At 49.9% G+C, this 25,420-nt stretch carries 23 protein-coding genes; 21 read left to right on the forward strand and 2 right to left on the reverse strand.

Translation table 11 applies throughout. The features are described from left to right. The first annotated feature begins 4 nt into the window (after positions 1-4). The 21 genes from QNH46_RS11130 (at position 5) to pduL (ending at position 23,828) form a co-directional block, all read left to right on the forward strand. Positions 5-2,719 carry an FtsK/SpoIIIE family DNA translocase gene (locus tag QNH46_RS11130; protein ID WP_283928133.1) on the forward strand — a complete coding sequence of 905 codons (2,715 nt, stop codon included), beginning with the start codon at positions 5-7 and terminating at the stop codon, positions 2,717-2,719. A gap of 172 nt (positions 2,720-2,891) precedes the next feature. Beyond that, the gene (gene sleB, locus QNH46_RS11135) at positions 2,892-3,725 is read left to right on the forward strand and encodes a spore cortex-lytic enzyme (RefSeq protein WP_283928134.1); all 834 of its coding nucleotides are present in this window, start codon (positions 2,892-2,894) and stop codon (positions 3,723-3,725) included. A gap of 129 nt (positions 3,726-3,854) precedes the next feature. Continuing rightward, positions 3,855-5,135 carry an EF-P 5-aminopentanol modification-associated protein YfmF gene (gene yfmF, locus QNH46_RS11140; RefSeq protein WP_283928135.1) on the forward strand — a complete coding sequence of 427 codons (1,281 nt, stop codon included), beginning with the start codon at positions 3,855-3,857 and terminating at the stop codon, positions 5,133-5,135. A 3-nt stretch (positions 5,136-5,138) separates the two neighbouring features. After that, complete coding sequence (gene yfmH / locus QNH46_RS11145) at positions 5,139-6,419, forward strand: EF-P 5-aminopentanol modification-associated protein YfmH (RefSeq protein ID WP_283928136.1); 1,281 nt, start codon at positions 5,139-5,141, stop codon at positions 6,417-6,419. Positions 6,420-6,422: 3 nt separating this feature from the next. Continuing rightward, entirely contained in the window at positions 6,423-7,190 is a 768-nt protein-coding gene (gene ymfI, locus QNH46_RS11150) for an elongation factor P 5-aminopentanone reductase (RefSeq protein WP_283928137.1), read from the forward strand. Between the two features lie 144 nt (positions 7,191-7,334). Further along, positions 7,335-7,589: a DUF3243 domain-containing protein gene (locus tag QNH46_RS11155; RefSeq protein WP_155611027.1), complete on the forward strand. Its 255-nt coding sequence runs from the start codon at positions 7,335-7,337 to the stop codon at positions 7,587-7,589. Between the two features lie 427 nt (positions 7,590-8,016). After that, complete coding sequence (locus tag QNH46_RS11160) at positions 8,017-9,024, forward strand: RodZ domain-containing protein (RefSeq protein ID WP_430691909.1); 1,008 nt, start codon at positions 8,017-8,019, stop codon at positions 9,022-9,024. A gap of 86 nt (positions 9,025-9,110) precedes the next feature. Then, positions 9,111-9,278 (forward strand): hypothetical protein, encoded by a 168-nt coding sequence (locus tag QNH46_RS11165; protein WP_283928139.1) that lies wholly within the window; start codon positions 9,111-9,113, stop codon positions 9,276-9,278. Positions 9,279-9,464: 186 nt separating this feature from the next. After that, positions 9,465-9,956, forward strand: coding sequence for a YajQ family cyclic di-GMP-binding protein (locus QNH46_RS11170; RefSeq protein ID WP_213588567.1), 492 nt, complete (start codon positions 9,465-9,467; stop codon positions 9,954-9,956). Positions 9,957-10,095: 139 nt separating this feature from the next. Further along, entirely contained in the window at positions 10,096-11,424 is a 1,329-nt protein-coding gene (gene rimO / locus QNH46_RS11175; protein ID WP_283928140.1) for a 30S ribosomal protein S12 methylthiotransferase RimO, read from the forward strand. Further along, a complete protein-coding gene (gene pgsA / locus QNH46_RS11180; protein WP_155611031.1) occupies positions 11,421-12,008 on the forward strand; it encodes a CDP-diacylglycerol--glycerol-3-phosphate 3-phosphatidyltransferase in 588 nt (195 codons plus the stop codon). Before rimO ends, pgsA begins: the two co-directional genes overlap by 4 nt. A 123-nt stretch (positions 12,009-12,131) precedes the next feature. Beyond that, on the forward strand, positions 12,132-13,394 hold the full coding sequence (locus QNH46_RS11185) for a competence/damage-inducible protein A (protein ID WP_283928141.1): 1,263 nt from the start codon (positions 12,132-12,134) through the stop codon (positions 13,392-13,394). Positions 13,395-14,072: 678 nt separating this feature from the next. Beyond that, the gene (recA, locus tag QNH46_RS11190) at positions 14,073-15,131 is read left to right on the forward strand and encodes a recombinase RecA (RefSeq protein WP_283928142.1); all 1,059 of its coding nucleotides are present in this window, start codon (positions 14,073-14,075) and stop codon (positions 15,129-15,131) included. Between the two features lie 128 nt (positions 15,132-15,259). Next, positions 15,260-16,087, forward strand: coding sequence for a regulatory protein RecX (locus QNH46_RS11195; protein WP_283928143.1), 828 nt, complete (start codon positions 15,260-15,262; stop codon positions 16,085-16,087). Between the two features lie 280 nt (positions 16,088-16,367). Beyond that, positions 16,368-17,909, forward strand: a complete 1,542-nt coding sequence (gene rny, locus QNH46_RS11200) for a ribonuclease Y (protein ID WP_283928144.1) — start codon at positions 16,368-16,370, stop codon at positions 17,907-17,909. Between the two features lie 86 nt (positions 17,910-17,995). Continuing rightward, complete coding sequence (locus QNH46_RS11205) at positions 17,996-18,790, forward strand: TIGR00282 family metallophosphoesterase (RefSeq protein WP_213589393.1); 795 nt, start codon at positions 17,996-17,998, stop codon at positions 18,788-18,790. 128 nt (positions 18,791-18,918) lie between these two features. Beyond that, complete coding sequence (locus tag QNH46_RS11210; protein WP_006286829.1) at positions 18,919-19,179, forward strand: stage V sporulation protein S; 261 nt, start codon at positions 18,919-18,921, stop codon at positions 19,177-19,179. A 151-nt stretch (positions 19,180-19,330) separates the two neighbouring features. Beyond that, entirely contained in the window at positions 19,331-20,278 is a 948-nt protein-coding gene (locus QNH46_RS11215; protein ID WP_283928410.1) for a dipeptidase, read from the forward strand. Positions 20,279-20,506: 228 nt separating this feature from the next. Further along, a complete protein-coding gene (locus QNH46_RS11220; RefSeq protein WP_283928145.1) occupies positions 20,507-22,267 on the forward strand; it encodes a 2-oxoacid:acceptor oxidoreductase subunit alpha in 1,761 nt (586 codons plus the stop codon). A gap of 1 nt (position 22,268) precedes the next feature. Beyond that, positions 22,269-23,135 carry a 2-oxoacid:ferredoxin oxidoreductase subunit beta gene (locus tag QNH46_RS11225; RefSeq protein WP_283928146.1) on the forward strand — a complete coding sequence of 289 codons (867 nt, stop codon included), beginning with the start codon at positions 22,269-22,271 and terminating at the stop codon, positions 23,133-23,135. Positions 23,136-23,255: 120 nt separating this feature from the next. After that, positions 23,256-23,828 carry a phosphate propanoyltransferase gene (gene pduL, locus QNH46_RS11230; RefSeq protein WP_283928147.1) on the forward strand — a complete coding sequence of 191 codons (573 nt, stop codon included), beginning with the start codon at positions 23,256-23,258 and terminating at the stop codon, positions 23,826-23,828. Between the two features lie 84 nt (positions 23,829-23,912). Here pduL and spoVAD read toward each other — a convergent pair whose 3' ends face one another. Next, positions 23,913-24,929, reverse strand: coding sequence for a stage V sporulation protein AD (gene spoVAD, locus QNH46_RS11235; protein ID WP_283928148.1), 1,017 nt, complete (start codon positions 24,927-24,929; stop codon positions 23,913-23,915). A gap of 1 nt (position 24,930) precedes the next feature. Then, positions 24,931-25,419 carry a stage V sporulation protein AC gene (gene spoVAC / locus QNH46_RS11240; RefSeq protein ID WP_430691910.1) on the reverse strand — a complete coding sequence of 163 codons (489 nt, stop codon included), beginning with the start codon at positions 25,417-25,419 and terminating at the stop codon, positions 24,931-24,933. Position 25,420 lies beyond the last annotated feature (1 nt).

The following is a 25,420-nucleotide window of genomic DNA, read 5'->3' on the forward strand; positions in this document are numbered from 1 at the left end:
TCGTTTGGCGCGAAAAAAGAAGAAAAAAAAGGCAGCACTGGGCAGTATGCTCAAGTATGAAATATATGGGATCATCCTGATTACGCTATCGATTATCGCCTTGTCCGGGGAGGCCGCAGTTGGCCGGACATTATCGAAGATGTCCGCACTTGTCCTCGGCAAGTTCTATTTCGTAATTCCTTTGATCGGGATTTTCATTGGGCTCAGCGTGATGATAAGCCGCAAATGGCCGTCCCGCTGGAATACTCGCCGCAGTGGAGCGCTACTCGCCGTGCTGTCGCTGGTTTTGATGAGCACGATTTTTTCCATGGAGAAGAAGCTTGCTCCATCGGTGTCATTATCGGCGGGAAATATTATGTCGCAAATTCATCATGATCTTCAAACCGCCTTGTTCGGCCCAACGCTTGAGGATACCGGGTTCAGCCTGCTCGGTCTCGATATCAGCGGGGGCTATGTCGGCGGGCTTGAATTTGCCCTGCTCTATTCTCTGTTCGGCATTGCCGGAGCGAAGCTGATCATGATCGTGATGATGGCGATCAGTTTCATGCTGATTACTGGTCTGTCTTATGTCGATTTATTTCGGTTGATTCGTAAAAATGTAAGCGGAGTGGGAGCCGATTTCGGCCGGAAGCTGAGAATGCTGCGTCCTGTTCCCGTCAAAAGAGAGAAGCGGCCATCTGCATCTCCGGATCGGGAAACCCGGTATGAGGATGAAACGGAGGAAGAGGAGGAGGAGTTTCCTGCGTCCCCTAAGCCGCAGAACAAGCCGGTATTTTTTCAGCTGTTTAACTTTAAGCCCCGTCCGAAGCAGACAGGCAGCTCTGGGGATTTCAGCGAGGAGTTGGGGGGGCGATTCGCGGAGGACGAGCCGTTACATACTTCCGGAGTGAATTGGAATGAACTCGATTATGCAGGCAGCAATACTTCCGTCCCTGAAGGAGCGAGATTCGATCCTTACACCGGTGAACCGATTCTGCAGCGGAACGACCAGGCAGATGTCGGTCCCATTATTCGCGATTTCTTCGACAATATACAGCATGAAGGACGCTCCGGCGAAAGTGAATCTGAAGCGGAGGAGCAGCAGTCTGGCGAATCGGAAGTATGGCCGGATGCCTTGGCTTCCATAGAGGATTACAGCCCGCCGGAGCTGAACACAGCTGAGGCGGACGCCGTGGAAATGAATGCAATCTCCCAAGAGATTTCGGAAGGGGAAAGTGCTGAAACCTCTGAAGAGGGTATTCAAGAAGAAGGGGACAAGCCCGAAGAACCGGCACCCCCGCCGAAGCCGGCTCCCAAGCCGTATAAATTGCCGCCGTTCCGTCTGCTGTCCAAGCCGGCAGGCAGCGGCAAGTCCGGTGATCAGGCGGATTACAAGCAAACCGCTCGAAAACTGGAGGCGACACTGGAGAGCTTCGGGGTAAGGGCGCGCGTGCTGGAGGTTGTTCGCGGACCTGCCGTTACCCGGTATGAAATTCAACCGGACATCGGGGTCAAGGTGAGCCGGATCGTCAATCTGACGGACGATATCGCCTTGGCGCTTGCAGCGAAGGATATCCGCATGGAGGCGCCGATTCCCGGCAAATCGGCGATCGGCATCGAGGTGCCGAACAACGAGGTATCTCTCGTTACGATGCGGGAAGTGATGGAAACCCCGGTTTTCCAAGATGCTGAATCAAAATTGTCCATCGCCTTTGGGCGGGATATCTCGGGACAGACGATTGTAGGGAACCTGGCTAAAATGCCACACTTGCTCGTTGCCGGGGCAACAGGTTCTGGGAAATCGGTATGTATCAACGGTATCATTACCAGTATTCTATACAAAGCAAAGCCGGATGAAGTAAAGTTCATGATGGTCGATCCCAAAATGGTTGAGCTAAATGTCTACAACGGGATTCCTCATTTGCTAGCCCCGGTCGTCACCGATCCGAAGCGGGCTTCACTGGCCCTGAAAAAGATCGTAGTGGAAATGGAAAAACGCTATGAGCTGTTCTCCAAATCGGGCGCCCGCAATGTAGAAGGCTACAATCTGATGATGAAGGACAATCCGGAGGCCATTCTCCCGTACATTGTCGTGATCGTCGATGAGCTTGCCGATTTGATGATGGTCGCGGCGAACGATGTAGAGGATGCAATCGCCCGCCTGGCGCAAATGGCCCGGGCTGCCGGCATCCACCTGATTATCGCCACGCAGCGTCCGTCGGTGGATGTAATCACCGGCGTAATCAAAGCCAATATTCCATCCCGAATCGCGTTTGGTGTATCCTCCCAGGTAGATTCCCGAACCATTCTGGATATGGCAGGGGCGGAGAAACTGCTCGGCAGAGGCGATATGCTGTTTATGCCGATGGGAGCCTCGAAACCGATCCGCGTGCAGGGCGCCTTCATGAGCGATCAGGAGGTCGAAGCGATTGTAGGTTACGTCCGCGATCAAGGGCAGGCTGAATATGACGACAGCCTCGTCCCCGAGGTGGATGAAGAAATGCAGGAAATGGAGGAGGTCGTGGATGAACTGTTCGATCAGGCCGTACAGATCATCCTCGAAGCGAAGCAGGCCTCGGTTTCGCTGCTGCAAAGACGGATGCGCATCGGTTATACCCGTGCGGCGAGATTGATTGATTCAATGGAAGCGCGCGGCATCGTCGGTCCGTATGAAGGAAGTAAACCTAGGGAAGTACTGATCTCTTTGGAGCAGTTCAAGCTCGGGAAAGTATCTTCGTAATAGCTCCTACAGCTGATATATGGCGGCAGATCCTTGAAGTACAAGGGTCTGCCGTTTTAATTTTGCTCTGCGAGAAAGGATTCTTTTTTGGAGTGCATAGGAAAGGGCGGCAGTAGTCATAATAATGTCATCCATCTATGTTAATCCACAAAAGAAAGGTAGAGCTAAACGTATGAAAAAATCGAGAATATGGTTTGCTACCGGTTTAGTGCTGCTTTTGTGCGGGGCATTGTTCGGAGCTTATCGGCTTTGGCATAGTACGCCCGCTATGGCGGAAAGAAGCGAGGAGCCGAAATCTTCCCTTCCTGTATTCAGCGAACAGGTGATCCAGTATGGCGCCTTTGGAACAGATGTCTATGAGCTTCAAGGCCGGCTGGGTTTTCTAGGATTTTATCATGGCAAGCTCGATAGTTATTTCGGTCCTAAGACACTGGAATCCCTCAAATGGTTCCAGTCGGAGTTTGGCATGCCGGTTGACGGTCTGGCCGGGCCGAAAACGAAGCTGAAGCTTTACAATGCCACGAAGGAATGGAAGCCGGGCATGGAGTATGCGACTGGCGAGACCGAAGCAAATAAAGGGGCAGAGAGTGCGTCCGAGCAGGCTGAAGGGAACACGTCGGCAGATTTATCCTCCGGTAACGCGATGGGACTGTCGGCCAATGACCTGAAAATCATGGCTAATGCCGTATACGGCGAAGCCCGCGGGGAACCTTTTGAGGGACAAGTCGCCGTGGCAGCAGTAATTCTTAACCGCGTGAAGTCGCCGAGCTTCCCCAATACGGTATCGGGCGTCATTTTCGAGCCGCTCGCCTTTACTGCGGTCGCTGATGGCCAAATCTGGCTTGAACCGAACGAGAGTGCAAAGAAAGCGGTACAGCAGGCATTGAACGGCTGGGATCCGACCGGCGGCTGCCTGTATTACTTCAACCCGGAGACAGCAACCTCGAAATGGATCTGGAGCCGTCCTCAGGTTAAAACGATCGGTAAGCATATTTTCTGTATGTAAATAACGTTTTGGCAGGAAGCAGCCGTTCATGGGATCGGGTTGCTTCTTTACTTTGCCATAGTATAGAATGGAACTAAAATTATTGAGGTAAAATGTGACAAGACAGTCTCTTGTAAAGGAGTTTTCATTTTGAATAAAACTGTATTTGAGCGGGGTAAAGCCGGCAACATTAGAATTCACGTTCTGCCGACGACCAGATTCAAAACATTTGCGGTATCGCTCTATGCGGGAATTCCTCTGCATGAGGATACAGTAACGACTACAGCGTTGACTCCGTTCGTGCTGCGGCGGGGCACGGTATCGTACCCGGAAACCATTCAATTTCGCGAGCAGCTTGAGCATTTGTATGGCGCCGGATTTGGCTTCGATGTATACAAGCGGGGGAATTATCAAATCGTTCAGTTCCGCATGGATACCATTAATGATGAATTTGTATCCAGCGACGACTCCTTGCTGCGCAAAACCTTCTCTTTCCTTGGGGAGGCTGTAACGAAACCTATTACGGAGAACGGCGCATTCCGGGAATCCTATGTGAGCTCGGAGCGGGAGACGGTTCGCAAGAAGCTGGAGGCGATCATTAACGATAAAATACGTTATGCCGCGGAGCGCTGTATGGAGGAAATGTTCCAGAACGATCCTTATCGCCTGCATCCGCTCGGTCAGCGTAAAGACTTGGACCAAATCACAGCAAAGTCGCTGTATGCGGCATTTCAGCAATGGTTGCAGCAGGCGAACCTTGATTTTTACGTTGTTGGCGATACGACCCTTGCCGAGGTGCAGGAGCTTGTAGAGCAGCATTTCAACTGGGGACGCTCGGCCATTCCGGAATACGTTCCCGCACAGAGCCATTTGACCAGCGACGATGTTCGCGTCGTCGAAGAAGTGCTTGACGTGAATCAAGGCAAGCTCAATATGGGTCTGAGCATCCCGGTTACTTATGGCGACGACCGCTATGCCGCAGCTTTGGTGTATAACGGAATTTTAGGCAGCTATCCGCATTCCAAGCTGTTCATTAATGTCCGCGAGAAGGAAAGCTTGGCTTATTACGCGGCATCAAGATTCGATGGCCATAAAGGAATCGTCTCGATTCAATCCGGAATCGAAATCGCGAATTACAATAAAGCGCTAGAAATTATTAAAGCACAGCTGGCAAGCCTGCGCGAAGGGCAGATCAGCGAGCTTGAAATGTCGCAGACGAAGGCGATGATTCGCAATAGCCTGCTGGAAATGCAGGATTCCGCATTTGATTTGATTGCATATGATTTCAACCGGGTGTTGTCCGGCCGGGAGCGGCCGGCGGAGGAGCTCCTCCGGCAGATCGAAGCGATTACGCCCGAGGATGTCGTTAGCGTAGCGAATTCGGTCAAGCTCGACACGATTTACTTTTTGACAGGGAAGAAGGAGGTGTAGCGGATGGAATTCATCACGCATGAACGACTAAAAGAGACGGTGTACCGGGAGACGATGGACAATGGTTTGCAGGTGTATGTGCTTCCGAAGCCGGGATTCCAGAAAACGTATGCCACCTTCTCTACCAAGTATGGCTCGATTGATAATCATTTCCGGGTGGAAGGAGAAGTCGAGACGAAGGTGCCCGACGGAATCGCCCATTTCCTGGAGCATAAGATGTTCGAGGAGCCGGAAGGCGATATTTTTGCCAAATTCGCTTCTTTAGGCGCCTCTGCGAACGCTTTTACCAGCTTTGAACAGACCGTATATTTGTTCTCCGCGACCGAGAATGTCATGGAGAATATTGAGACGCTCGTCAATTTTGTGCAAAATCCTTATTTCACAGACCAGAACGTGGAAAAGGAGAAGGGCATCATCGGCCAGGAAATCGGCATGTACCAGGATAATCCGGATTGGCGCGTATATTTCGGCTTGATCGAGGCTATGTACGCCGTACATCCCGTTCACATCGATATCGCCGGGACGGTGGAATCCATTGGCACGATTACCAAAGAGACGCTTTATAAGTGCTATGACGCTTTTTACCATCCAAGCAATATGCTTCTATTCGTAGTGGGCGGTGTCGATCCGGAGGAAGTATTCTCGCTGGTACGGAGCAACCAGGCTAAGAAGAGCTATTCGCCGCAAGGAGAAATTCAACGGTTGTTCGATCCAGAACCGAACGAAGTTCACGAGAAGCGCAAGGTGATCAAACTTCCGGTTTCACTACCGAAATGCCTTTTTGGGTTTAAAGAGACGAATATTGGAATTACGGGCGAGGCTCTGCTTCGCCGGGATCTTGCGCTTAAGCTGGCCTTGGATCTGCTAATCGGCTCCAGCACGAAGCTGTATCAGAAGCTGTATGACATGGATCTGATTTCGGATAGCTTTGGCCACGAATTCAACAGCAACCCGAATTATGCTTTCTCCGCGATTGGCGGAGACACCAAGGACCCGGACCGTCTGCTGGAGATCTTTACGGAGGAGACGAAGTTGATACTCGCCTCGGGGTTCCAGAGTGACGATTTTGAGCGCGCACGCAAGAAAAAAATCGGCGGTTATTTGCGGATGCTGAACTCCCCCGAAAATATCGCCCACGAGTTTACACGATACCGCTTCCGGGGCGGAGATCTGTTCTCCGTATTGCCGATATATGAATCCTTGACCTTGGAAGAGGTGAATAACCGGCTGCGCGAGCATATGGACTGGAACCAGCTGGCCGTATCGCTTGTCGTTAGTCCGTAAGACATGAACAGCTATCATGGGACAGATAAAAGCATTGGGGAAATGACGGTGCTGATTACGGGGGCGAGCCGTGGCATTGGTGCCCAGATCGCCCTTCGTTTTGCCGCGGTCGGAATGAATATTGTCATTCATTATAGGAAATCACATGAAGCCGCTAATGAAGTGGCCAGAAAATGCCTGCAAGTCGGTGCAAATGTATGTACCGTTTATGCGGATCTTGGAAGCCGGGAAGAGATTTACCGGATGAAGGAGAAGCTGGAGAGCCGGGGCCTTAAGCCGGATATTCTGGTGAACAATGCGGGGATTTCCCACTACGCTCTGCTGTCGGATGTATCGGAAGAGCAGTGGGATGAAGTGATGAACATCAATTTGAAAAGCGTGTTTCTGTGCAGTCAGGCATTTATGCCCTACATGATTAACCAACGGTTTGGCCGCATTATCAACGTTTCCTCTGTCTGGGGAATTTCCGGGGGAGCTTGCGAAGCCGTATATTCGGCGGCGAAGGGAGGCGTAAACGCCTTTACGAAGGCTCTTGCTAAAGAGCTGGCACCTTCCGGCGTTACGGTCAATGCAGTAGCTCCAGGAGCCGTTAAAACGGACATGATGGAACGGTTCGCTGCAGAGGAGATCCGTATGCTGGAAGAGGAGATTCCTGCAGGAAGACTGGCTTCGCCCGAGGAAATCGCTTCGCTGGTGTATTTCCTTGCGCTGCCTGAATCCGGCTATATTACGGGACAGATCATTAGCCCCAATGGCGGCTGGCTGACCTGATGCCGGGCTTCAAGCTAAATTCTACTGTTAAGGCAAGGAATGGCGCAGCTGTTTCGCCTGATTCCACGTATAAATAAGCCGAATAAATCGCATATTACGACTGTTGATTTTAAATCTCACGTTCAACCGAAGGAGGTTTTAAACATGTCAACAGTACTCAAAAATTTCGATACCTGGAAACAATTTTTGGGTGAACGCGTCAAACATGCGGAAAGATCGGGCCTCAGCGAGGAAACGATCTCTCACCTTGCCTACGAGATCGGCAGCTTCCTGGATGAAAAGGTCGATCCGCAAAACGCTTCTAACCGGGCCCTGAAAGAGCTGTGGGATGTCGGAAATGAAGAAGAGCGCAAGACCATTGCCCGGCTGATGGTGAAATTGGCTAAGGAAAACGCATAGTTTGCGAAAGGCAAAGCTCCCTGTTATGGGGAGCTTTTCTACCATTTTATACAGGCGCTTGCCTTTCGAAAATATTTTATATATCATAAAACACGTATTGTTCTTGTTCGCTTTCATTCTGCAAACTTTTCACTTTTCTGTCAATGAATGCAGGAATAATGGCCTATATTGTCGAATTAGTGTTCTATGAAGGGATTTTGACAATGAAGTACATATATTTGTAGGTCTTTTTGAGTACGACGATAAAAGATGGCGTTACTGGTCGTCTTTTTTTGGTGAAATAGTACACATGAATAATGACCGGCCGTGAAGCGTAACAATTGTACCGGGAAATACGTTATTTAATCGGAAGGCTGCTTTCATTTCAAATTGTATTTTTAAATTTAAAATATAATTCTATTTCAATTATTTGCAGGAGGTGATGGACGTGTCGAATTTGGGCCAGCAATTGAAGGAAGCCCGCCTTGCCAGAGGCTTGTCACTGGATGATGTGCAGGATATGACAAAAATTCGCAAAAGATACTTAGAAGCCATCGAAGCGGGAGATTATAAGGTGTTGCCAGGGAGTTTTTATGTGCGGGCCTTTATAAAGACATACGCTGAAACGGTTGGAGTAAATGCGGATGAACTGCTGAACGAGCATCATCAGGACGTGCCTGCTCCTCAGGTGGAGCAGACGATGGAACCCGTGCTGCAGAAGCGCCGCAGCAGACAAACGTCCGAGCGCAATTCGAAATGGATGTCTACGGCGCTGATGTGGTCTTTTGCTATTCTGATTTTGATCGTCATTTATATGTATTTTGCAGTCTGGGGCAAGAATCCGGCTACGGACAGGAACAATGAAACCGATCCGACGAAATTGACCCAATCGGAGAATCCCTCGAAGCAAGGCGACAAAGGCCAGAACGGAGCTTCTAACGGGGATTCGCAGGGAGCTAATGATGCTAACCAGCCGGACGGCGGTAATGCCCCTGCCGGTACGGACGGAAACCAGACGGATACTGGCACGCCGGACGGTGCAGAGAACGGTAGCGGTTTGAATAGCGGCGCGGGTACAGATTCGAGTGGAGACGTTGTGGTTCAGCCGGACGGCAAAAGCGGAAGCACGACGAATTTCAAAGTCATTAATCCTGGCGGGCGGCCGGTGCAGGTCGTGATCAATGCAACCGGCAAGAGCTGGGTCGAGGTGTACAAAGGCGGCAGAGATGGCGAGAAGCTGTATTTTGACAATACGTCGGATGGGGATGTGCTCACTTATGAGTTAGGCCCTGAGGGGATGTATATCAAATCGGGAGCTTCTTCGTACACGAAAATAACCGTTGCAGGCCAGGTTGTGGAGGACGGCAAAAATACTTCCAAGATCCAGCTCAACATGGACACGACCGGTGACGGAGCGGGGGCCGGCCTAGACAGCACAGATACAGACACGGAATAACCGCACCATGCATCGGGCAGAATAGTCTTCTATGCCTGCTTTTCCAGCGTGCATTTGCAAGCTATTTTCATGTGAGGTGCATTGGCATGGCTGGCTGGATCGTGCTGGGATTAGGCATTATCGTTTCGCTTTTTGGCTATTATCTGATGCCGAGCGCATGGGGTTACGGTTTATTTGGCTTTGGAACCGCCCATATGCTGCTCGGCATTTTGGATATGTTCAGTGATCCTCATCGCCGGGTGAAATCCAAGTGAGCCAAGAGGACAAATATATTCCCAAGCGTTCTTCGGGCTTTAATGTTCGAGGAGCGTTCTGGTGCGAAAACACATAAGGAAATGTGAGCAGCCAGCAGCTGATACAGCTATTTGCAAGGTTGGACTTTGCCCATGGGATTACATATAATTAATAGATATAAACAAATTGGGAAAGGACGGAGAGTTATGGCTTCTGAAAGTTCATTTGATATCGTCTCCAAAATGGACATGCAGGAACTTACGAATGCGATCGATCAGACGGAGCGGGAAATTGCAAACCGTTTCGACTTCAAAGGGAGCAAAAGCGAGCTTAAAGTCGAGAAGGATGAACTGGTAATCGTGTCAGACGACGAGTACAAGCTTGGAGCTGTCATCGATATTTTGCAGTCAAAAATGATCAAGAGAGGATTGCCGATCAAAAACCTGGATTACGGCAAGGTGGAGCCGGCTTCGCTTGGAACGGTTCGTCAGCGCATAAAGCTGAAGCAGGGTATCGATTCGGAGAACGCGAAGAAAATCAATGTCATGATCCGCGACTCCAAACTGAAGGTGAAGAGTCAAATCCAAGGCGACCAAATCCGTGTTACCGGCAAAAGCAAAGATGATTTGCAGCAGGTGATGCAAATGCTTCGCAAGGGCGATCTTTCGGTGGATTTGCAATTTACCAACTTCAAATAGTAACCAAAATGTCGGTCTTTTGCTGCGCGGGCTCGCGCGGTGAGAGACCTTTACACGTTTTTGACATCGTATGTTCGTAAAGCTTATACTTGTAGGGAAAAATGGGTATATCGGTTAATTTCAATGGGGGATACTGCATATGACTGAAAAAGTGAAAATCGTAACGCTCGGTTGTGAGAAAAATTTGGTTGATTCGGAAATTATGTCAGGCCTGATTGATCAACGGGGCTACCGCCTCGTAGAGGACCGGGAAGAGGCCACGGTCATTATCGTAAATACGTGCGGGTTTATTGACGCTGCCAAGGAGGAATCCGTGAATACGATTCTGGATTTGGCGGATTTGAAGGAGACGGGGAAGCTGAAGGCGCTTATCGTGTCCGGCTGCTTGACACAGCGCTATAAGCAGGCCTTAATGGAGGAAATGCCGGAGATCGATGGTATCGTCGGAACCGGGGATTTTTATAATATCAATCAGATTGTTGATGAAGCGCTCAAGGGCAAAAAACCGGTTCAAGTCGGGAATCCGGTGTTTAATTATGAAGAGGTACTCCCTCGCAAAGTATCAACGGCCAAGTATACTACATACGTAAAAATTGCCGAGGGCTGCGATAACAACTGCACGTTCTGCAGCATTCCAATCATGCGGGGGAACTTCCGCAGCCGTTCGATCGAATCGATTATCGCCGAGGTTGAGCTAATGGCTTCGCAAGGGGTGAAGGAGATTAGCTTGATCGCCCAGGATTCCACCAATTACGGAACCGACCTCTATGGGGAATATAAGCTGGCCGAGCTGATGAATAGGGTTACGGAGGTTGAAGGCATTGAGTGGGTACGGCTTCATTATGCTTATCCAGGCTTCTTTACCGACGAGCTAATCGAAATGATTGCGACGAATCCTAAAATTTGCAAATACATCGATATGCCGCTGCAGCATAGCGAGGATGCGGTCCTCAAACGGATGCGCCGTCCGGGACGCAATCGCGACATCCGCGAGCTGGTCGCAAAAATTCGTTCCCGTATTCAGAATGTTTCGCTGCGCACTTCCCTGATCGTTGGGTTTCCGGGCGAAACGGAGGAGGATTTTGAAAGATTATGCGATTTTGTACGGGAAATCAAATTTGACCGGCTGGGCGTATTTACTTATTCCAAAGAGGAGGATACTCCTGCCTCAAGGCTGCCGGATCAAGTGGAGGAAGAGGTTAAAGAGTGGCGCGCCAACACGCTGATGGAGATTCAGCGCGAGGTTTCTAACCAAAATGCCGGCAAATTCGTCGGACAGGTTCTGGATGTGCTGGTTGAACGGTATGACGGCCGCAGTGACGTCTATATCGGGCGTTCACAGTATGATGCGCCGGAAATCGACGGGGAAGTATACGTTACGAATTGTCCTGTTGGCATTGGAGAAATCGCCAAGGTACGAATTACGCATGCTTATGAATACGACATGTCCGGGGAGGGTGTCCTTTGAACTTACCCAATCGCATAACCATTGCCCGAATTTTTATGATCCCGGTCATGCTGGTCTTCTTGCTGGTTGACTTCGAGTGGTGGTCTTATGAACTGTCGCTTGGCGGTTATACGCTGCCGGTAAACCAGTTGATTGGGGCGATATTGTTTATTGTCGCTGCCAGTACGGACGGAATTGATGGATATATTGCCCGCAAGCATAATTTGGTGACTAATCTCGGCAAGCTGCTTGATCCTCTGGCAGATAAACTGCTGGTGGCCGCAGTGCTGGTAGCGCTGGTTGCGATGGGTGAAATCCAGGCCATCATTGCAATCGTCATCATCAGCCGCGAGTTTGCCGTAACAGGATTGCGGGAAATCGCATTGCTGGAAGGTTCGGTTATCGCCGCCAGCAAGTGGGGGAAAGCGAAGACCATCGCTCAGGTAATTGCGATATCCGTTCTTCTCCTGAATAATTTTCCGTTTGAGTGGATCCGTTTTCCCTTTGATGAAATTGCGATTTGGGTTGCTACGCTGATTACGATTTATTCGGGCATCGACTATTTTGTGAAGAACAAAAGTTTGCTTTCATTCTCTAAAAGCTGATTAGGGGACGGATTGTATAAATGAAACAACAATTTGCTATTCAGCCATAACTATTATTAGTGCTTGAAGTGAAGAGACTGGGAATGCCTTTATTTTGCTGGTGGAAGGAGACGTGAGAGAGAGATGAGAGCAGAAATCATCGCTGTAGGTACCGAGCTTTTGCTTGGGCAAATCGTGAACACAAATGCGCAATTTTTATCTCAGGAATTAGCGTCTCTTGGTATCGACGTGTATTTCCAAACGGTTGTCGGCGACAACATGGACCGTCTGCGTCAAGCGATTCAAACCGCCGAATCGAGGGCGGATGTGCTTATATTCTCAGGGGGCATCGGCCCTACACAGGACGATTTGACCAAGGAAGCGTTAGCTTCTGTGCTAGGCAGAGGTCTGCACTACGACAGGATGGCCATGGATAATATCGACCGGTTCTTTCAGGGGCGCAATATTCCGATGACCGAGAATAATCGGCGCCAGGCGCATGCGATTGACGGCTCCACGCCGCTGCCGAATGAGACAGGACTGGCCGTAGGGAACGCCATTGCGCATAACGGGAAGTTTTATGTCGTATTACCCGGTCCTCCGAAAGAATTGATGCCAATGTTCCGAAATCAGGCGGCCACATGGATATTGCAGCATGTGCTGACCCATAAGCAGCCGATTTATTCAAAGATGCTGAAATTTGCCGGTATCGGCGAGTCGGCATTGGAGACCCGCGTTCTCGATCTAATCGAAAAGCAAAGCGATCCGACCGTAGCGCCTTACGCGAAGGAGAGCGAGGTTACACTGCGTATTACTACAAAGGCGAATTCAGAAAGCGAAGCGATGGCCAAGCTGGAAGTGATGGAGAAGGAAATCAGCTCGCGGCTTGGCGACCATCTATATGCAACAGAAGATGTGCCGATCGAGAAGACGATCGTGGACATGCTTACAGAGCTGAATCTGACCGTGAGCTGCGCTGAGAGCTGCACTGGCGGATTGCTCATGGAGACCATCACCTCCATTCCAGGCAGCGCTGCAGTCTTCCACGGCGGTATCGTATGCTATTCTAATGAGATGAAGGAGAAGCTGCTCAACGTTCCCCATGACATGCTGGAGGGAGAAAATGCTCCCGGCGCCGTCAGCGCCGAAACTGCAAAGGTGCTTGCCGAGCAGGTGCGCATGATTGTTGACACGGATTTTGGTCTGTCGATTACCGGTGTGGCCGGTCCGGGCTATTCGGAGCGCAAGCCGGTGGGACTCGTATATATTGCCATCTCCCGCCGCGGACAAGATACTGCCGTTTTTGAGCTGAATCTTAAGGGGAATCGGGAGACGATCCGGATTCGTTCTGCCAAGACGGTACTCTATCATCTGTGGAGACAGCTTAAGGAAACTGCTGGCCGCTGAATCGTGCATAGCTGTTCGCAATTGCATTTGCAAATGGAGTAAGCTTCGGGGTATAATGGAATTACGGAAGAACCGTAGCCTAACTGATTTGTTGCGCTGCGGTTCTTTTTTTGTTGAATTGCCCTGGCCATGGCTGGTTGATGTTGATTTTAAAAATGGGTACTTATCCCTTTATTATCATTCCAGAATAAGCGAATCCCGAAGGGAGAGCGCCGCTCAGCACGAAGTAGAAGGAAACGCACCCACACCAGCTCCCATCTCCAACATGCAGGAGCGCCAAACCAGGAGCGGACCCGAAGGGTGGCAAGCGGCTCATTCCAGCAAAGCCCGCCCGGGTGCTCAACCGCATCTCCTTGAGCAGAGTGTTTCCAGGTAACCCGGGCGAACCCAAAGTAAGACGTACCCGAAGGGGGAAAAGCGATCCACGCGCCAAAAGTAAAGCGTATCCCCGCAGGGGCAGCGAGCAGGAGCGTCTCTGCAACTCCTACGTTAGTCCAATTTGCGGGAGTCCCGAGGGCTGCAAGCCCTGCGGGGGCCCTCCCTTACGGTAAGGGAGGGTTTGGGAGGGTTAAGACCCGAATATATGTTCGAAAAAATGCTTGGCAAACGTTCCAAAACAAGGTACAATTATTAATGTAAAGTCCTACATTTAATCAATTTGATAAGGATGTGAGCTGATTGTCAGATCGTCGTGCAGCGCTGGATATGGCGCTTCGTCAAATAGAAAAGCAATTCGGTAAAGGTTCGATTATGAAGCTGGGCGAATCCACTCATATGCAGGTGGAAATTGTTCCCAGCGGTTCGATTGCATTAGATATAGCTCTTGGCACAGGCGGGCTGCCGCGTGGCCGGATTATCGAAGTATACGGTCCTGAGTCCTCAGGTAAGACGACAGTGGCGCTTCATGCCATTGCCGAAGTTCAAAAAATCGGCGGACAAGCCGCATTCATCGATGCGGAGCATGCGCTGGATCCATCTTATGCCAGCAAGCTTGGCGTAAATATCGACGAACTCCTTCTTTCCCAGCCGGATACCGGGGAGCAGGCGCTTGAAATTGCAGAGGCGCTCGTAAGAAGCGGCGCTGTCGACATTATCGTTATCGACTCCGTGGCGGCGCTTGTCCCGAAAGCGGAAATTGAAGGCGAAATGGGAGATTCCCATGTGGGCTTGCAGGCTCGATTGATGTCTCAAGCCCTCCGCAAGCTGTCAGGAGCGATCAGCAAGTCGAAGACGATTGCGATCTTTATCAACCAATTGCGCGAGAAGGTCGGCGTGATGTTCGGAAATCCGGAGACAACCCCTGGCGGACGGGCTCTCAAGTTCTACTCCACCATTCGTCTTGACGTGCGCCGCATAGAGACGATCAAGATGGGAAATGACATGGTTGGTAACCGTACCCGGGTCAAGGTCGTCAAGAACAAGGTGGCTCCTCCGTTTAAGCAGGCGGAGATCGATATTATGTATGGCGAGGGCATTTCAAGAGAGGGCAGCATTATCGATATCGGCGTAGAGCTTGATATTGTCGATAAAAGCGGAGCCTGGTATTCATATTCGGGCGAGCGCTTAGGCCAAGGCCGCGAAAACGCGAAGCAATTTTTGAAGGAGAATACCCAGATTGCTGATGCCATTGAATTGAAAATTCGCGAAGCCAGCCAGTTGTCGACGGTCGTGCCTTCGGCTTCCGCAAGCGAGCTCGAAGAAGAAGCGAAAGAAGAGCAGGCGCTTTTCGAAGAATAATAACTTAGCAATATTTAGGCGCTCTGTATTCTGGCGAAGCCAGGACAGAGCGCTTTTATTTTGGAAGTGACCACCGTGATATAATATGCAAGCAAGCATTAGCATAATGCGGCAGGGGGGGCGGCTCGATGAATGGAAAATACCGCAATCGCGGGATACAGCCAGCTTCAGGGAAGGGCGGAAGGCGGTTACAGGAACCGCAGGGAATAGTTGATATTTCTGAAGAGCGTTTTTGGGGGAATACTACAGAGGAATCCCTCGCCGTAAAGTCAAGCTTTGATGATTTTCCGGATGAGGGTGAACTGGAAATTACTATGGTGGAAGCCCTAAAGCGGCCGAAGTTCCGTTACCGGATCCATTTTGGTTCCTATTCGGTCGAAATTCATGAAGATGTGATGATTAAATATCGGATGATCAAAGGCGCGGTTTTTGCCAAGTCGGATCTGGAAGAAATTATCGCAGCGGATGAACGGCAGAGAAGCTACGGGGACGCGCTTGTATATTTGAGCCGAAAGCCGCGTACTGCCTACGAAATAGCACTCCGCCTCGGAGAAAAGGGATGGAGCGAAGAGATGGTAAGCGACGTTCTTTACCGTCTTAAGCAGGAGCGGCTTATTGATGATGCCGCATACGCCCAGGAATGGGCCAAGCAGCGTGTTGGAAGCAGAGGCAAGGGAAAACTATGGGTTCGCCACGAACTTCGTCAGAAGGGCATTGCCAAGCCTTTGATTGAGGAGGCGCTTGGTGAAGTCAGTGAAGAGGATGAATATAATAGCGCTCTACAGCTTGGGGCGAAGAAATGGAGATCCACCACAGGCGAATTCATGGACAGAAAGCGAAAGACGGGCGCTTTTCTTATGCGCAGAGGCTACTCAGGAGGGCTTGTTTCCAAAGTCATCCGCGAGTTGGCTCAGCAGGACGGCCAAGAAAATACGGAGGAATGGGAAGAGGAATAGGCCTGCGGCAGGAGCGGCTGTCATTTGCTTGACAATATCTTTCGTCAAATAATAAAATGTCTATATGCACAGAGTCCTTTTTTCCTTCCAAAATTATGACTCTGTACACATTCTATTCGCCAATCATGAAGGGTTACATTTTAGCTCATGAATTAAAGTGAGCGGCCTACCTGAATCGGCCTGTATTCGATTCTTAGAAATGATGATGAATTGAGGAAGTTAACTACAACTGCAAGTATCCCAAGGAATGCCTTGGAGGAATCAACGGGGAGGTGAACAGATGCACGATGGAGTCTGGGTCGCTCTCGTTGCAGCCGCTTTATTCTTTGGGTTCGTGATCGGATATTTTATTCGGAAATCTCTTGCAGAAGCTAAAATTTCCAGTGCGGAACACGCTGCAAGCCAAATTTTGGAAAGTGCAAAGAAAGATGCAGAAGCACTGAAGAAAGAAACAGTCCTGGAAGCTAAGGATGAAGTCCATAAAATCCGGACTGAAGCTGATAAAGACATTCGTGAACGTCGGAACGAAATTCAACGGCAGGAAAGACGATTGTTGCAAAAGGAAGAGTCGCTGGATAAAAAATTAGAATCGCTTGAACGAAAAGAAGAGCAGGTGGCAGGCAAAGAGAAGCGAATTGAAGAAACTCAGCAGCAGATTGATCAGATTTATAAAACTCAGGTTCAGGAATTGGAACGTATCTCCAACTTGACGATGGAGGACGCCAGAATCATTATCCTAAACAATGTAGAGCAGGAAGTTCGCCATGAAACGGCGCAGCTGATCAAGGACATTGAACAGCAGGCGAAAGAGGAAGCCGATAAGAAATCGCGTGAAATCATCACGCTGGCTATTCAACGTTGCGCAGCCGATCATGTTGCGGAGACGACCGTATCTGTTGTAGCATTGCCTAACGAAGAGATGAAGGGACGGATCATTGGCCGCGAAGGACGCAACATCCGCGCGCTTGAGACGTTGACCGGGATCGATCTCATTATTGACGATACGCCGGAAGCCGTCATCTTGTCTGGCTTTGATCCGATTCGTCGGGAGATCGCTCGTACTGCATTGGAGAAACTTGTGGCGGACGGACGGATTCACCCGGCGCGAATCGAAGAAATGGTCGAGAAATCGCGTCGTGAAGTGGATGAACGGATTCGTGAATACGGTGAGCAAGCAACCTTCGAAGTGGGAGTTCATGCGCTTCATCCTGATCTGATCAAAATTTTGGGACGTCTTAAATTCCGGACAAGCTACGGTCAGAACGTGCTGAAGCACTCGATGGAGGTTGCTTACTTGGCCGGCCTTATGGCAGGCGAATTAGGCGAAGACATCGTTCTGGCCAAGCGGGCTGGACTGCTGCATGATATCGGTAAAGCGCTTGATCATGAAGTGGAAGGATCGCATGTCGAGATCGGCGTGGAATTGGCTAAGAAATACAAGGAGCACCCGGTGGTTATCAATAGTATCGCATCCCACCACGGTGACTGCGAGGCCACATCGGTGATCGCCATGCTGGTCGGTGCAGCTGATGCCTTGTCGGCAGCAAGGCCTGGCGCTCGTCGCGAAACGCTGGAAACATATATCCGGCGCCTCGAGAAGCTTGAAGAGATTTCGGAATCGTTCGAAGGCGTGGAGAAATCCTATGCCATCCAAGCGGGCCGTGAGGTTCGCGTTATGGTACAGCCCGATAAAATCGACGATGCAGAAGCATTCCGCCTGGCTAGGGACATCACGAAGACGATTGAGAATGAACTGGATTATCCAGGGCATATCAAGGTTACCGTCATACGCGAGACACGGGCGGTTGAATACGCAAAGTAAAGCTAATGCTGAGAAAGTGGCCCTTATGGGGCCGCTTTTTCTCATTGCTTATGAGAATACAACCATTGTTTGAGGAGGAACCTGCCATTAAGGTTTTATTTATCGGAGATATTGTTGGAAGCACGGGCCGCAAAGCGTTAAAGGAGACGCTCCCGCATTTGAAATCCAAATATAGCCCGCATGTCATTATTGCGAACGGAGAAAACGCAGCCGGAGGAAGAGGTATTACGGCGGCGATAGCCAAAGAGTTTTTCGAGCTAGGCATACACGGTCTTACGATGGGCAACCATACATGGGATAATAAAGAAATTTTTGAGTTTATCGACGATGAGCCGCGAATGATCCGTCCGGCCAACTTTCCGCCAGGAACGCCGGGACGAGGTTATACCGTCATTAAAGCCAATGGCAAAGAGCTCGCGATTGTCAATTTAATGGGACGCACTTTTCTTCCAGCTATTGATGATCCGTTTAGGGCAGCCGACGAAATTATCGGGAAACTGGCCAAAAAGCATAAGTGCATTCTCGTCGATTTCCATGCCGAGGCCACTTCAGAGAAAATCGCGATGGGCTGGCATCTCGACGGGAGAGCTTCCCTTGTCGTAGGCACGCACACACACGTGCAAAGCAATGATGACACAATATTGCCTCAGGGAACAGCTTATTTGACGGATGCGGGCATGGTAGGCTCGCGGGAAGGCGTATTAGGCATGGAGAGGGAAGCGGTGCTGCGAAAGTTTACAACACAGCTGCCGGTGCGCTTTCAAGTGTGCGAAGGGAAATGGCATTTTCATGCCTTAGTAGTGGACATGGATGAATCCACGGGACGTGCGAAGAAAATTCAAAAAATTCGCTTGCTTGAGGACGAGTGGATTATGGAATAAGAAAATGCAAAATTAGCTTAATGCCGGCTGCGGAATAGGGGCGATGGTAAAAAGCAGGAATTTTTTCACTTCTAACGAATATCTTCTAAGTAGTGGAATCAACCATTATTCCCAGGGAGGTACTTACCATGGAAGTATTAAAAGTTTCAGCAAAATCCAATCCCAACTCCGTTGCCGGTGCGCTTGCTGGAGTTCTTAGAGAACGTGGCGCTGCTGAACTTCAGGCTATAGGGGCCGGTGCTCTGAACCAAGCCATTAAAGCGGTAGCGATTGCCCGGGGATTCGTCGCACCTAGCGGTGTAGACTTGATTTGTATTCCGGCGTTTACGGACATTGTCATTGACGGCGAGGATCGCACAGCCATTAAACTGATCGTGGAGCCTAGATAAAATAATAGATAGCAACAATTAGATACCTGTTTACGAGCATGCGTAGACAGGTTTTTTTGCATTTAAGGCAAACCTATGATCAGGATTCAAAGTTTCATCTCTAGGTGTAAACGTGTAATCAGCTAATGAAGGGCGGGGGACGAGTTTGAAAATGAAAGTCGCCGATTTCCATTGCGATGCCTTAAGCAAAATGCGGCTTCATCCTGAAATGGACTTCACTGCAGACGACCGGCTCGACGTATCCGCAAAGCGAATGGTTCAAGGCAACGTAAAACTGCAGTGCTTTGCCATTTTCTTATCCAAGCAGCTGGGGACTCCGAATATGGGGCATATTTTGGATCAGATCGATGTTTACAATGCCCGTGTTGTTCCAAACGGAATATTTCCCATTCGCTATGCCGAGGAGCTGGAGCAATGGGAACAGGAGGGGAAGCAGGGAGGATTACTGGCACTGGAAGGAGCGGACGGCCTTGAGGGAAACTTGCATTATTTGCAAGTTTGCTTTGAATTGGGGGTGCGTTTGCTGGGAATTACTTGGAATCATGCGAATTGGGCAGCTGATGGCATATTGGAACAACGTAACGGAGGGTTTACGCTTAAAGGCGTCCAGCTCGTCGAATTAAGCCATCAGTTAGAAATGATACTAGATGTATCCCATTTGTCCCAGAAGGGCTTCTGGGAGCTTGTAGAGCTCTCTGCGGCTGCGCGGCGGCCGTTTATAGCTTCGCATTCGAATGCCTACGCGGTCTGTGATCATGTCAGAAATTTGCATGATGAGCAAATTCAAGCTATCATACGAATGAACGGCCGAATCGGTGTGACATTTGTCCCTTGGTTCGTTCATAAAGGGGGCGCTCCGTCGAGCAAGCATTTGCTTCCTCACATTGAGCATATTTGCGCTTTGGGCGGGGAGCACCATATTATGTTTGGCTCCGACTTCGACGGAATTGAAGAGCATCTTAGTGATCTTGATCATTGCGGACGCTATTTGGATTGGGCAGAAATGCTGCTAAAGCATTATCCTGAACGGCTTGTACGGGGATGGTTGTACGATAATGCAGTCAGGTTTTTACGCACGTGGCTGCCAAAAAACAAGTAAGCGCTTTAATTAATCCAATCGTGAGATCGATATGATCGAAAACTACTATATGAGAAAAGGCTCGAAAACGCTTGCTTTTTATTTGTTTGCGACATAAAATTGACATGACTCTGAAACAGAATGTTCACATTTATGGAAACGGTGAATACTGTTTCCAAGTCAACATTCTAGCTGCACTATAAATATACTGATAGTGCTGTAGCGATACGATTAAAGGGGTGGGCGATCTTGATTAGTCAATTGTCTTGGAAGATCGGTGGACAGCAAGGTGAAGGCGTTGAAAGTACAGATCGAATTTTTTCGACGGCCTTGAACAGACTGGGATATTACTTGTACGGGTATCGGCATTTCTCCTCCCGTATTAAAGGCGGCCATACGAATAACAAAATTCGGATCAGTACAATGCCGATTCGTGCGATTTCCGACGATTTGGACATTTTAGTCGCTTTTGACCAAGAAAGTATCGATTTGAATGCACATGAGCTTCGCAGCGGGGGCGTCATCGTAGCCGATGCTAAATTCGATCCTACCGTTCCTGAAGGTGTTGACGCGACTCTCTTTGCGGTTCCGATTACGGCGATTGCGGAGGAGCTGGGTACTTCACTGATGAAGAATATGGTAGCGTCCGGAGCATCTTGGGCGTTGCTTGGTCTGCCGTTGGAAGTATTTAATAAAGCCGTAGAAGAAGAATTTGGACGTAAGGGTCCAACGATTGTTGAGAAGAATATCGAAGCGGTGAAACGCGGTGCGGATTTCGTGCTTGAGCTTGCCGGAGGGCCGATTGACAGCTTCAAGCTGGGTCCTGCTGACGGTAAGCAGAAGCTGTTCATGATCGGCAACGATGCGATTGGCCTTGGCGCGGTTGCTGCCGGATGCCGGATCATGAGCGCCTATCCGATTACGCCGGCTTCTGAAATCATGGAATATTTAATCAAGAAACTGCCGAAATTCGGCGGGACGGTAATTCAAACCGAAGACGAGATTGCCGCCATTACGATGGCGATCGGCTCAAACTATGCTGGCGTCCGGACGATGACTGCATCGGCGGGTCCTGGCTTGGCCCTGATGATGGAAGCGATTGGCCTGGCTGGAATGACTGAAACGCCTGTCGTTATTGTGGATACACAGCGTGGTGGCCCAAGTACAGGGCTGCCGACGAAGCAGGAGCAAAGTGATATTAACGCCCTGATCTACGGTACTCATGGTGAAATTCCGAAGATCGTAATTGCGCCTAGTTCGATCGAAGAATGCTTCTACGATACAATTGAAGCCTTCAACCTTGCCGAGAAATATCAAGTTCCAGTCATTTTGGCGACGGATCTTCAGCTTTCGCTGGGCAAGCAGTCCTGCGAAATGCTGGATTACAACAAAATCGTCATCGACCGCGGATATGTGGTGAAGGATATTCCCGACCGTGAGGATGGCAGTATGTTCAATCGTTATGCTTTCACCGAAAATGGTATTTCTCCACGAGTTCTGCCAGGCGAGAAGAACGGGATCCACCATGTTACCGGCGTAGAGCATGATGAGGCTGGACGTCCATCGGAAAGCCCGATTAACCGGAAGAAAATGATGGATAAACGTCTGCGCAAGCTGAACAAACTGCAAGTAACGAATCCGATCCACCTGCAGGCTCCGCATGCTGAGCCGGACATCCTTGTCATCGGCATGGGCTCCACGGGCGGTACAATTGATCAGGCTCGCGCGCGTCTGGACGGCGAAGGCATCAAGACGAACCATATGACCGTTCGCTTGCTGCATCCGTTCCCGGTAGAAGAAGTGCTTCCGGAAATTAAAAAAGCCAAGAAGGTACTTGTTCTCGAGAATAATGCGACAGGCCAGCTGGCTAACCTGATCAAGCAAAACATCGGTTATCACGACAAAATTGTCAATGTGTTGAAGTATGACGGTAATCCGTTCCTTCCTTCGGAAGTTTACAACGAATGCAAAAATGTAGCCGGAAATAAACCGCAGGAGGAGTTGGTGTAAAATGGCAACCTTCAAAGAGTTTCGTAATAAAATCAAACCAAACTGGTGTCCAGGATGTGGAGACTTCTCCGTACAAGCTGCCATTCAACGCGCTGCGGCCAATGTAGGGCTGGAGCCGGAGGATTTGGCGGTCATCTCCGGAATCGGTTGCTCCGGACGGATTTCTGGATATATTAACGCTTACGGTCTTCATGGAATTCATGGCCGTGCACTGCCGATCGCTCAGGGCGTAAAGCTGGCAAACCGCGATTTGACCGTTATCGCTTCCGGCGGGGATGGTGACGGGTTTGCAATCGGTATGGGCCATACGGTTCATGCAATTCGCCGTAACATCAATATCACTTATATTGTTATGGATAACCAGATTTATGGATTGACGAAAGGCCAGACTTCTCCGCGAAGCGGCGAAGGTTTTAAAACGAAGAGTACGCCTGAAGGATCCATCGAATCTACGTTGTCACCGCTAGAGGTAGCTCTTGCTGCAGGCGCTACTTTCGTAGCCCAATCCTTCTCCAGCGACTTGAAGCAGCTGACTTCGTTGATCGAACAAGGCATTCAGCATGAAGGCTTCTCGTTGATTAACGTATTCAGCCCGTGCGTAACCTTCAACAAAGTGAATACGTACGACTGGTTTAAGGACAATATCATTAACTTGGATACAGTAGAAGGCTATGATCCTACAAACCGCCTTGCTGCAATGACGAAGCTGATGGAAACGGGCAGCATGATCACAGGTTTGATCTATCAAAACAAAGAAAAGAAAAGCTACGAGAACCTCGTGCACGGTTTCTCCAAGGAGCCGCTGGCGCATCAATCGCTGGCATTATCCCAGGCCGACTTTGACAATCTTGTTGCAGAATTCAGATAAATCGGAGAAAGATGTCCTTTTTGGGAGGACATCTTTTTCTTTTTGTTTGAAATAGGTGTATAATGGGTAACGATGTAAAGCGTCATCGACATAGAGAAAAAACTGAGGAGTGTTTGCAAAATGAGCAAAACAGTGCCAGTCGGCGTATCAGCGCGTCATATCCACTTGACCCAGGAACATATCGAAGCTTTGTTCGGACAAGGCTACCAGCTGACGGAATTCAAGCCGTTGTCTCAGCCAGGACAGTTTGCGGCTAACGAGACGGTGGCTGTCATCGGTCCGAAGGGTCAATTCGACAAAGTACGTATACTAGGACCTGCACGTCCTGCTTCACAACTTGAAATTTCCCGTACCGATTCGTTTGCGATCGGCGTAAAAGCGCCGGTAAGAGAATCTGGAAATATTGAAGGTACGCCGGGTATTACGATCAAAGGCCCGGCTGGAGAAGTGGAGCTGCAAGAAGGTGTAATCGTAGCAGCTCGCCATATTCACTTCCATACTTCCGATGCCGAGAAATGGGGCATTAAAGATAAGCAAATGCTGAAGGTCCGTCTGGGAGGAGAGCGCGGCCTAGTGCTGGAGAACGTCATTGCACGTGTATCCGATTCTTTTGCACTAGACATGCATATTGACACGGACGAGGCTAATGCGGCTGGAGCGAGCAACGGCGATACGGCTGAAATCCTTGACTGATTTACAAGCGACATTACAACGGGCGATCCCAGGGGAGACACTCCCCCAGGAGAGCCCGTTTTATCGTTTATGGGCTAATCTTTTTTACGTGGCTTGCGTATTCTCGATAGATACCGCATGTGCTATGCAAGGTATCGTCTCGCCTTGCTGGAAGGACAAGGGAGAAAGCAGAGCGCCCGTAGCAACAACGAGAATTCGCTTGAATTCGCCTTGTTCAAGTTTGTTCAGCAAGTGTCCATAGGTGACAACAGCCGAGCAGCCGCAGCCGCTGGCTCCCGCTTGAACCTGCTGCTTGCTGTAATCGTAAATCATCATGCCGCAATCTTTATAGATGGTTCCTTCCATCGGGATGCGGTGCTCTATTAGTAAAGTCTTGGCGATATCATAGCCTACTTTCGCTAAATCTCCGGTGACGATCAGATCGTAATACGAAGGGTCTATTCTCATATCTCTGAAATGGGCCTGGATCGTATCAACCGCGGCGGGAGCCATGGCTGCTCCCATGTTGAACGGGTCGCTGATTCCCATATCGATGACTCTGCCGATCGTCGCTGAAGTGACAGCGGGGCCTTCCCCTTCCAGCGATACGACGGCAGCGCCTGACCCGGTTACGGTGTATTGCGCTGTTGGCGGCTTCTGTGAGCCGTATTCTGTAGGATAGCGGAATTGCTTCTCCGCACTTGCATTATGGCTGCAGGTGCCGGCAAGAGCATACTTGGCGCCGCCATGGTTTACGGTGAATGAAGCGAGCGCCAAACTTTCCATCGAGGTGGAGCAGGCCCCAAACAGGCCGAGGAAAGGAATGTTTAGCGATCTGGCGGCAAAGCTGCTGCTGATGATCTGGTTCATCAAATCCCCGCCGAAATAAAACTGGACTTGTTCTTTGGTCAGGCCTGCTTTTTTGACCGCTAGGTTGGCTGATTCCTCGATAAGCGTCTTCTCCGCCTTCTCCCAGCTTTCTTGTCCGAGATACAGGTCTGAATGGATGATATCAAAGTCTTTGGCCAGCGGCCCGTCACCTTCGAAGGGGCCCACGATCGACGCCCTGCCAATGATCTTCGGTTTGTTCTCAAATACCCAGCTTTGGTGGCCTTTAAGCATGTCACGAACCTCCTCCTCCTGCGTATCCAGGTACGAAAATGGCATATATTAAACCGATAATGAACGCGGCTACGGTGCCGAATACGATGACCGACCCCGCTAATTTGAACATACCAGCACCAACCCCCAAGACAATACCTTCGCTGCGATGCTCGATGGCGGAAGAGGCCATGGAATTCGCGAAGCCGGTGACGGGCACAGCGCTGCCGGCGCCAGCCCACTGGGCGATTTTATCGTATACTCCTAGCGATGTCAGTATGACGGACAATAATATCAGCACGGCAACGGTTGGGTTGCCCGCTTCTTTATCCGTAAAACCGCCATACTTCATGAATGCCTGCCGGATAGCCTCTCCGATCAAGCAAATGGTCCCTCCGATCAGGAAAGCACGGATGCAATTGCTCCATATGGGGCGCTTCGGTTCCTTGGACTGTGCAAGTTTTTGATATTTCTGCTGAACCGGGGTCATTTTTTTATTTTTGTTTCCCATC

This window comes from Paenibacillus woosongensis (assembly GCF_030122845.1).
Lineage (GTDB): Bacteria > Bacillota > Bacilli > Paenibacillales > Paenibacillaceae > Fontibacillus > Fontibacillus woosongensis_A.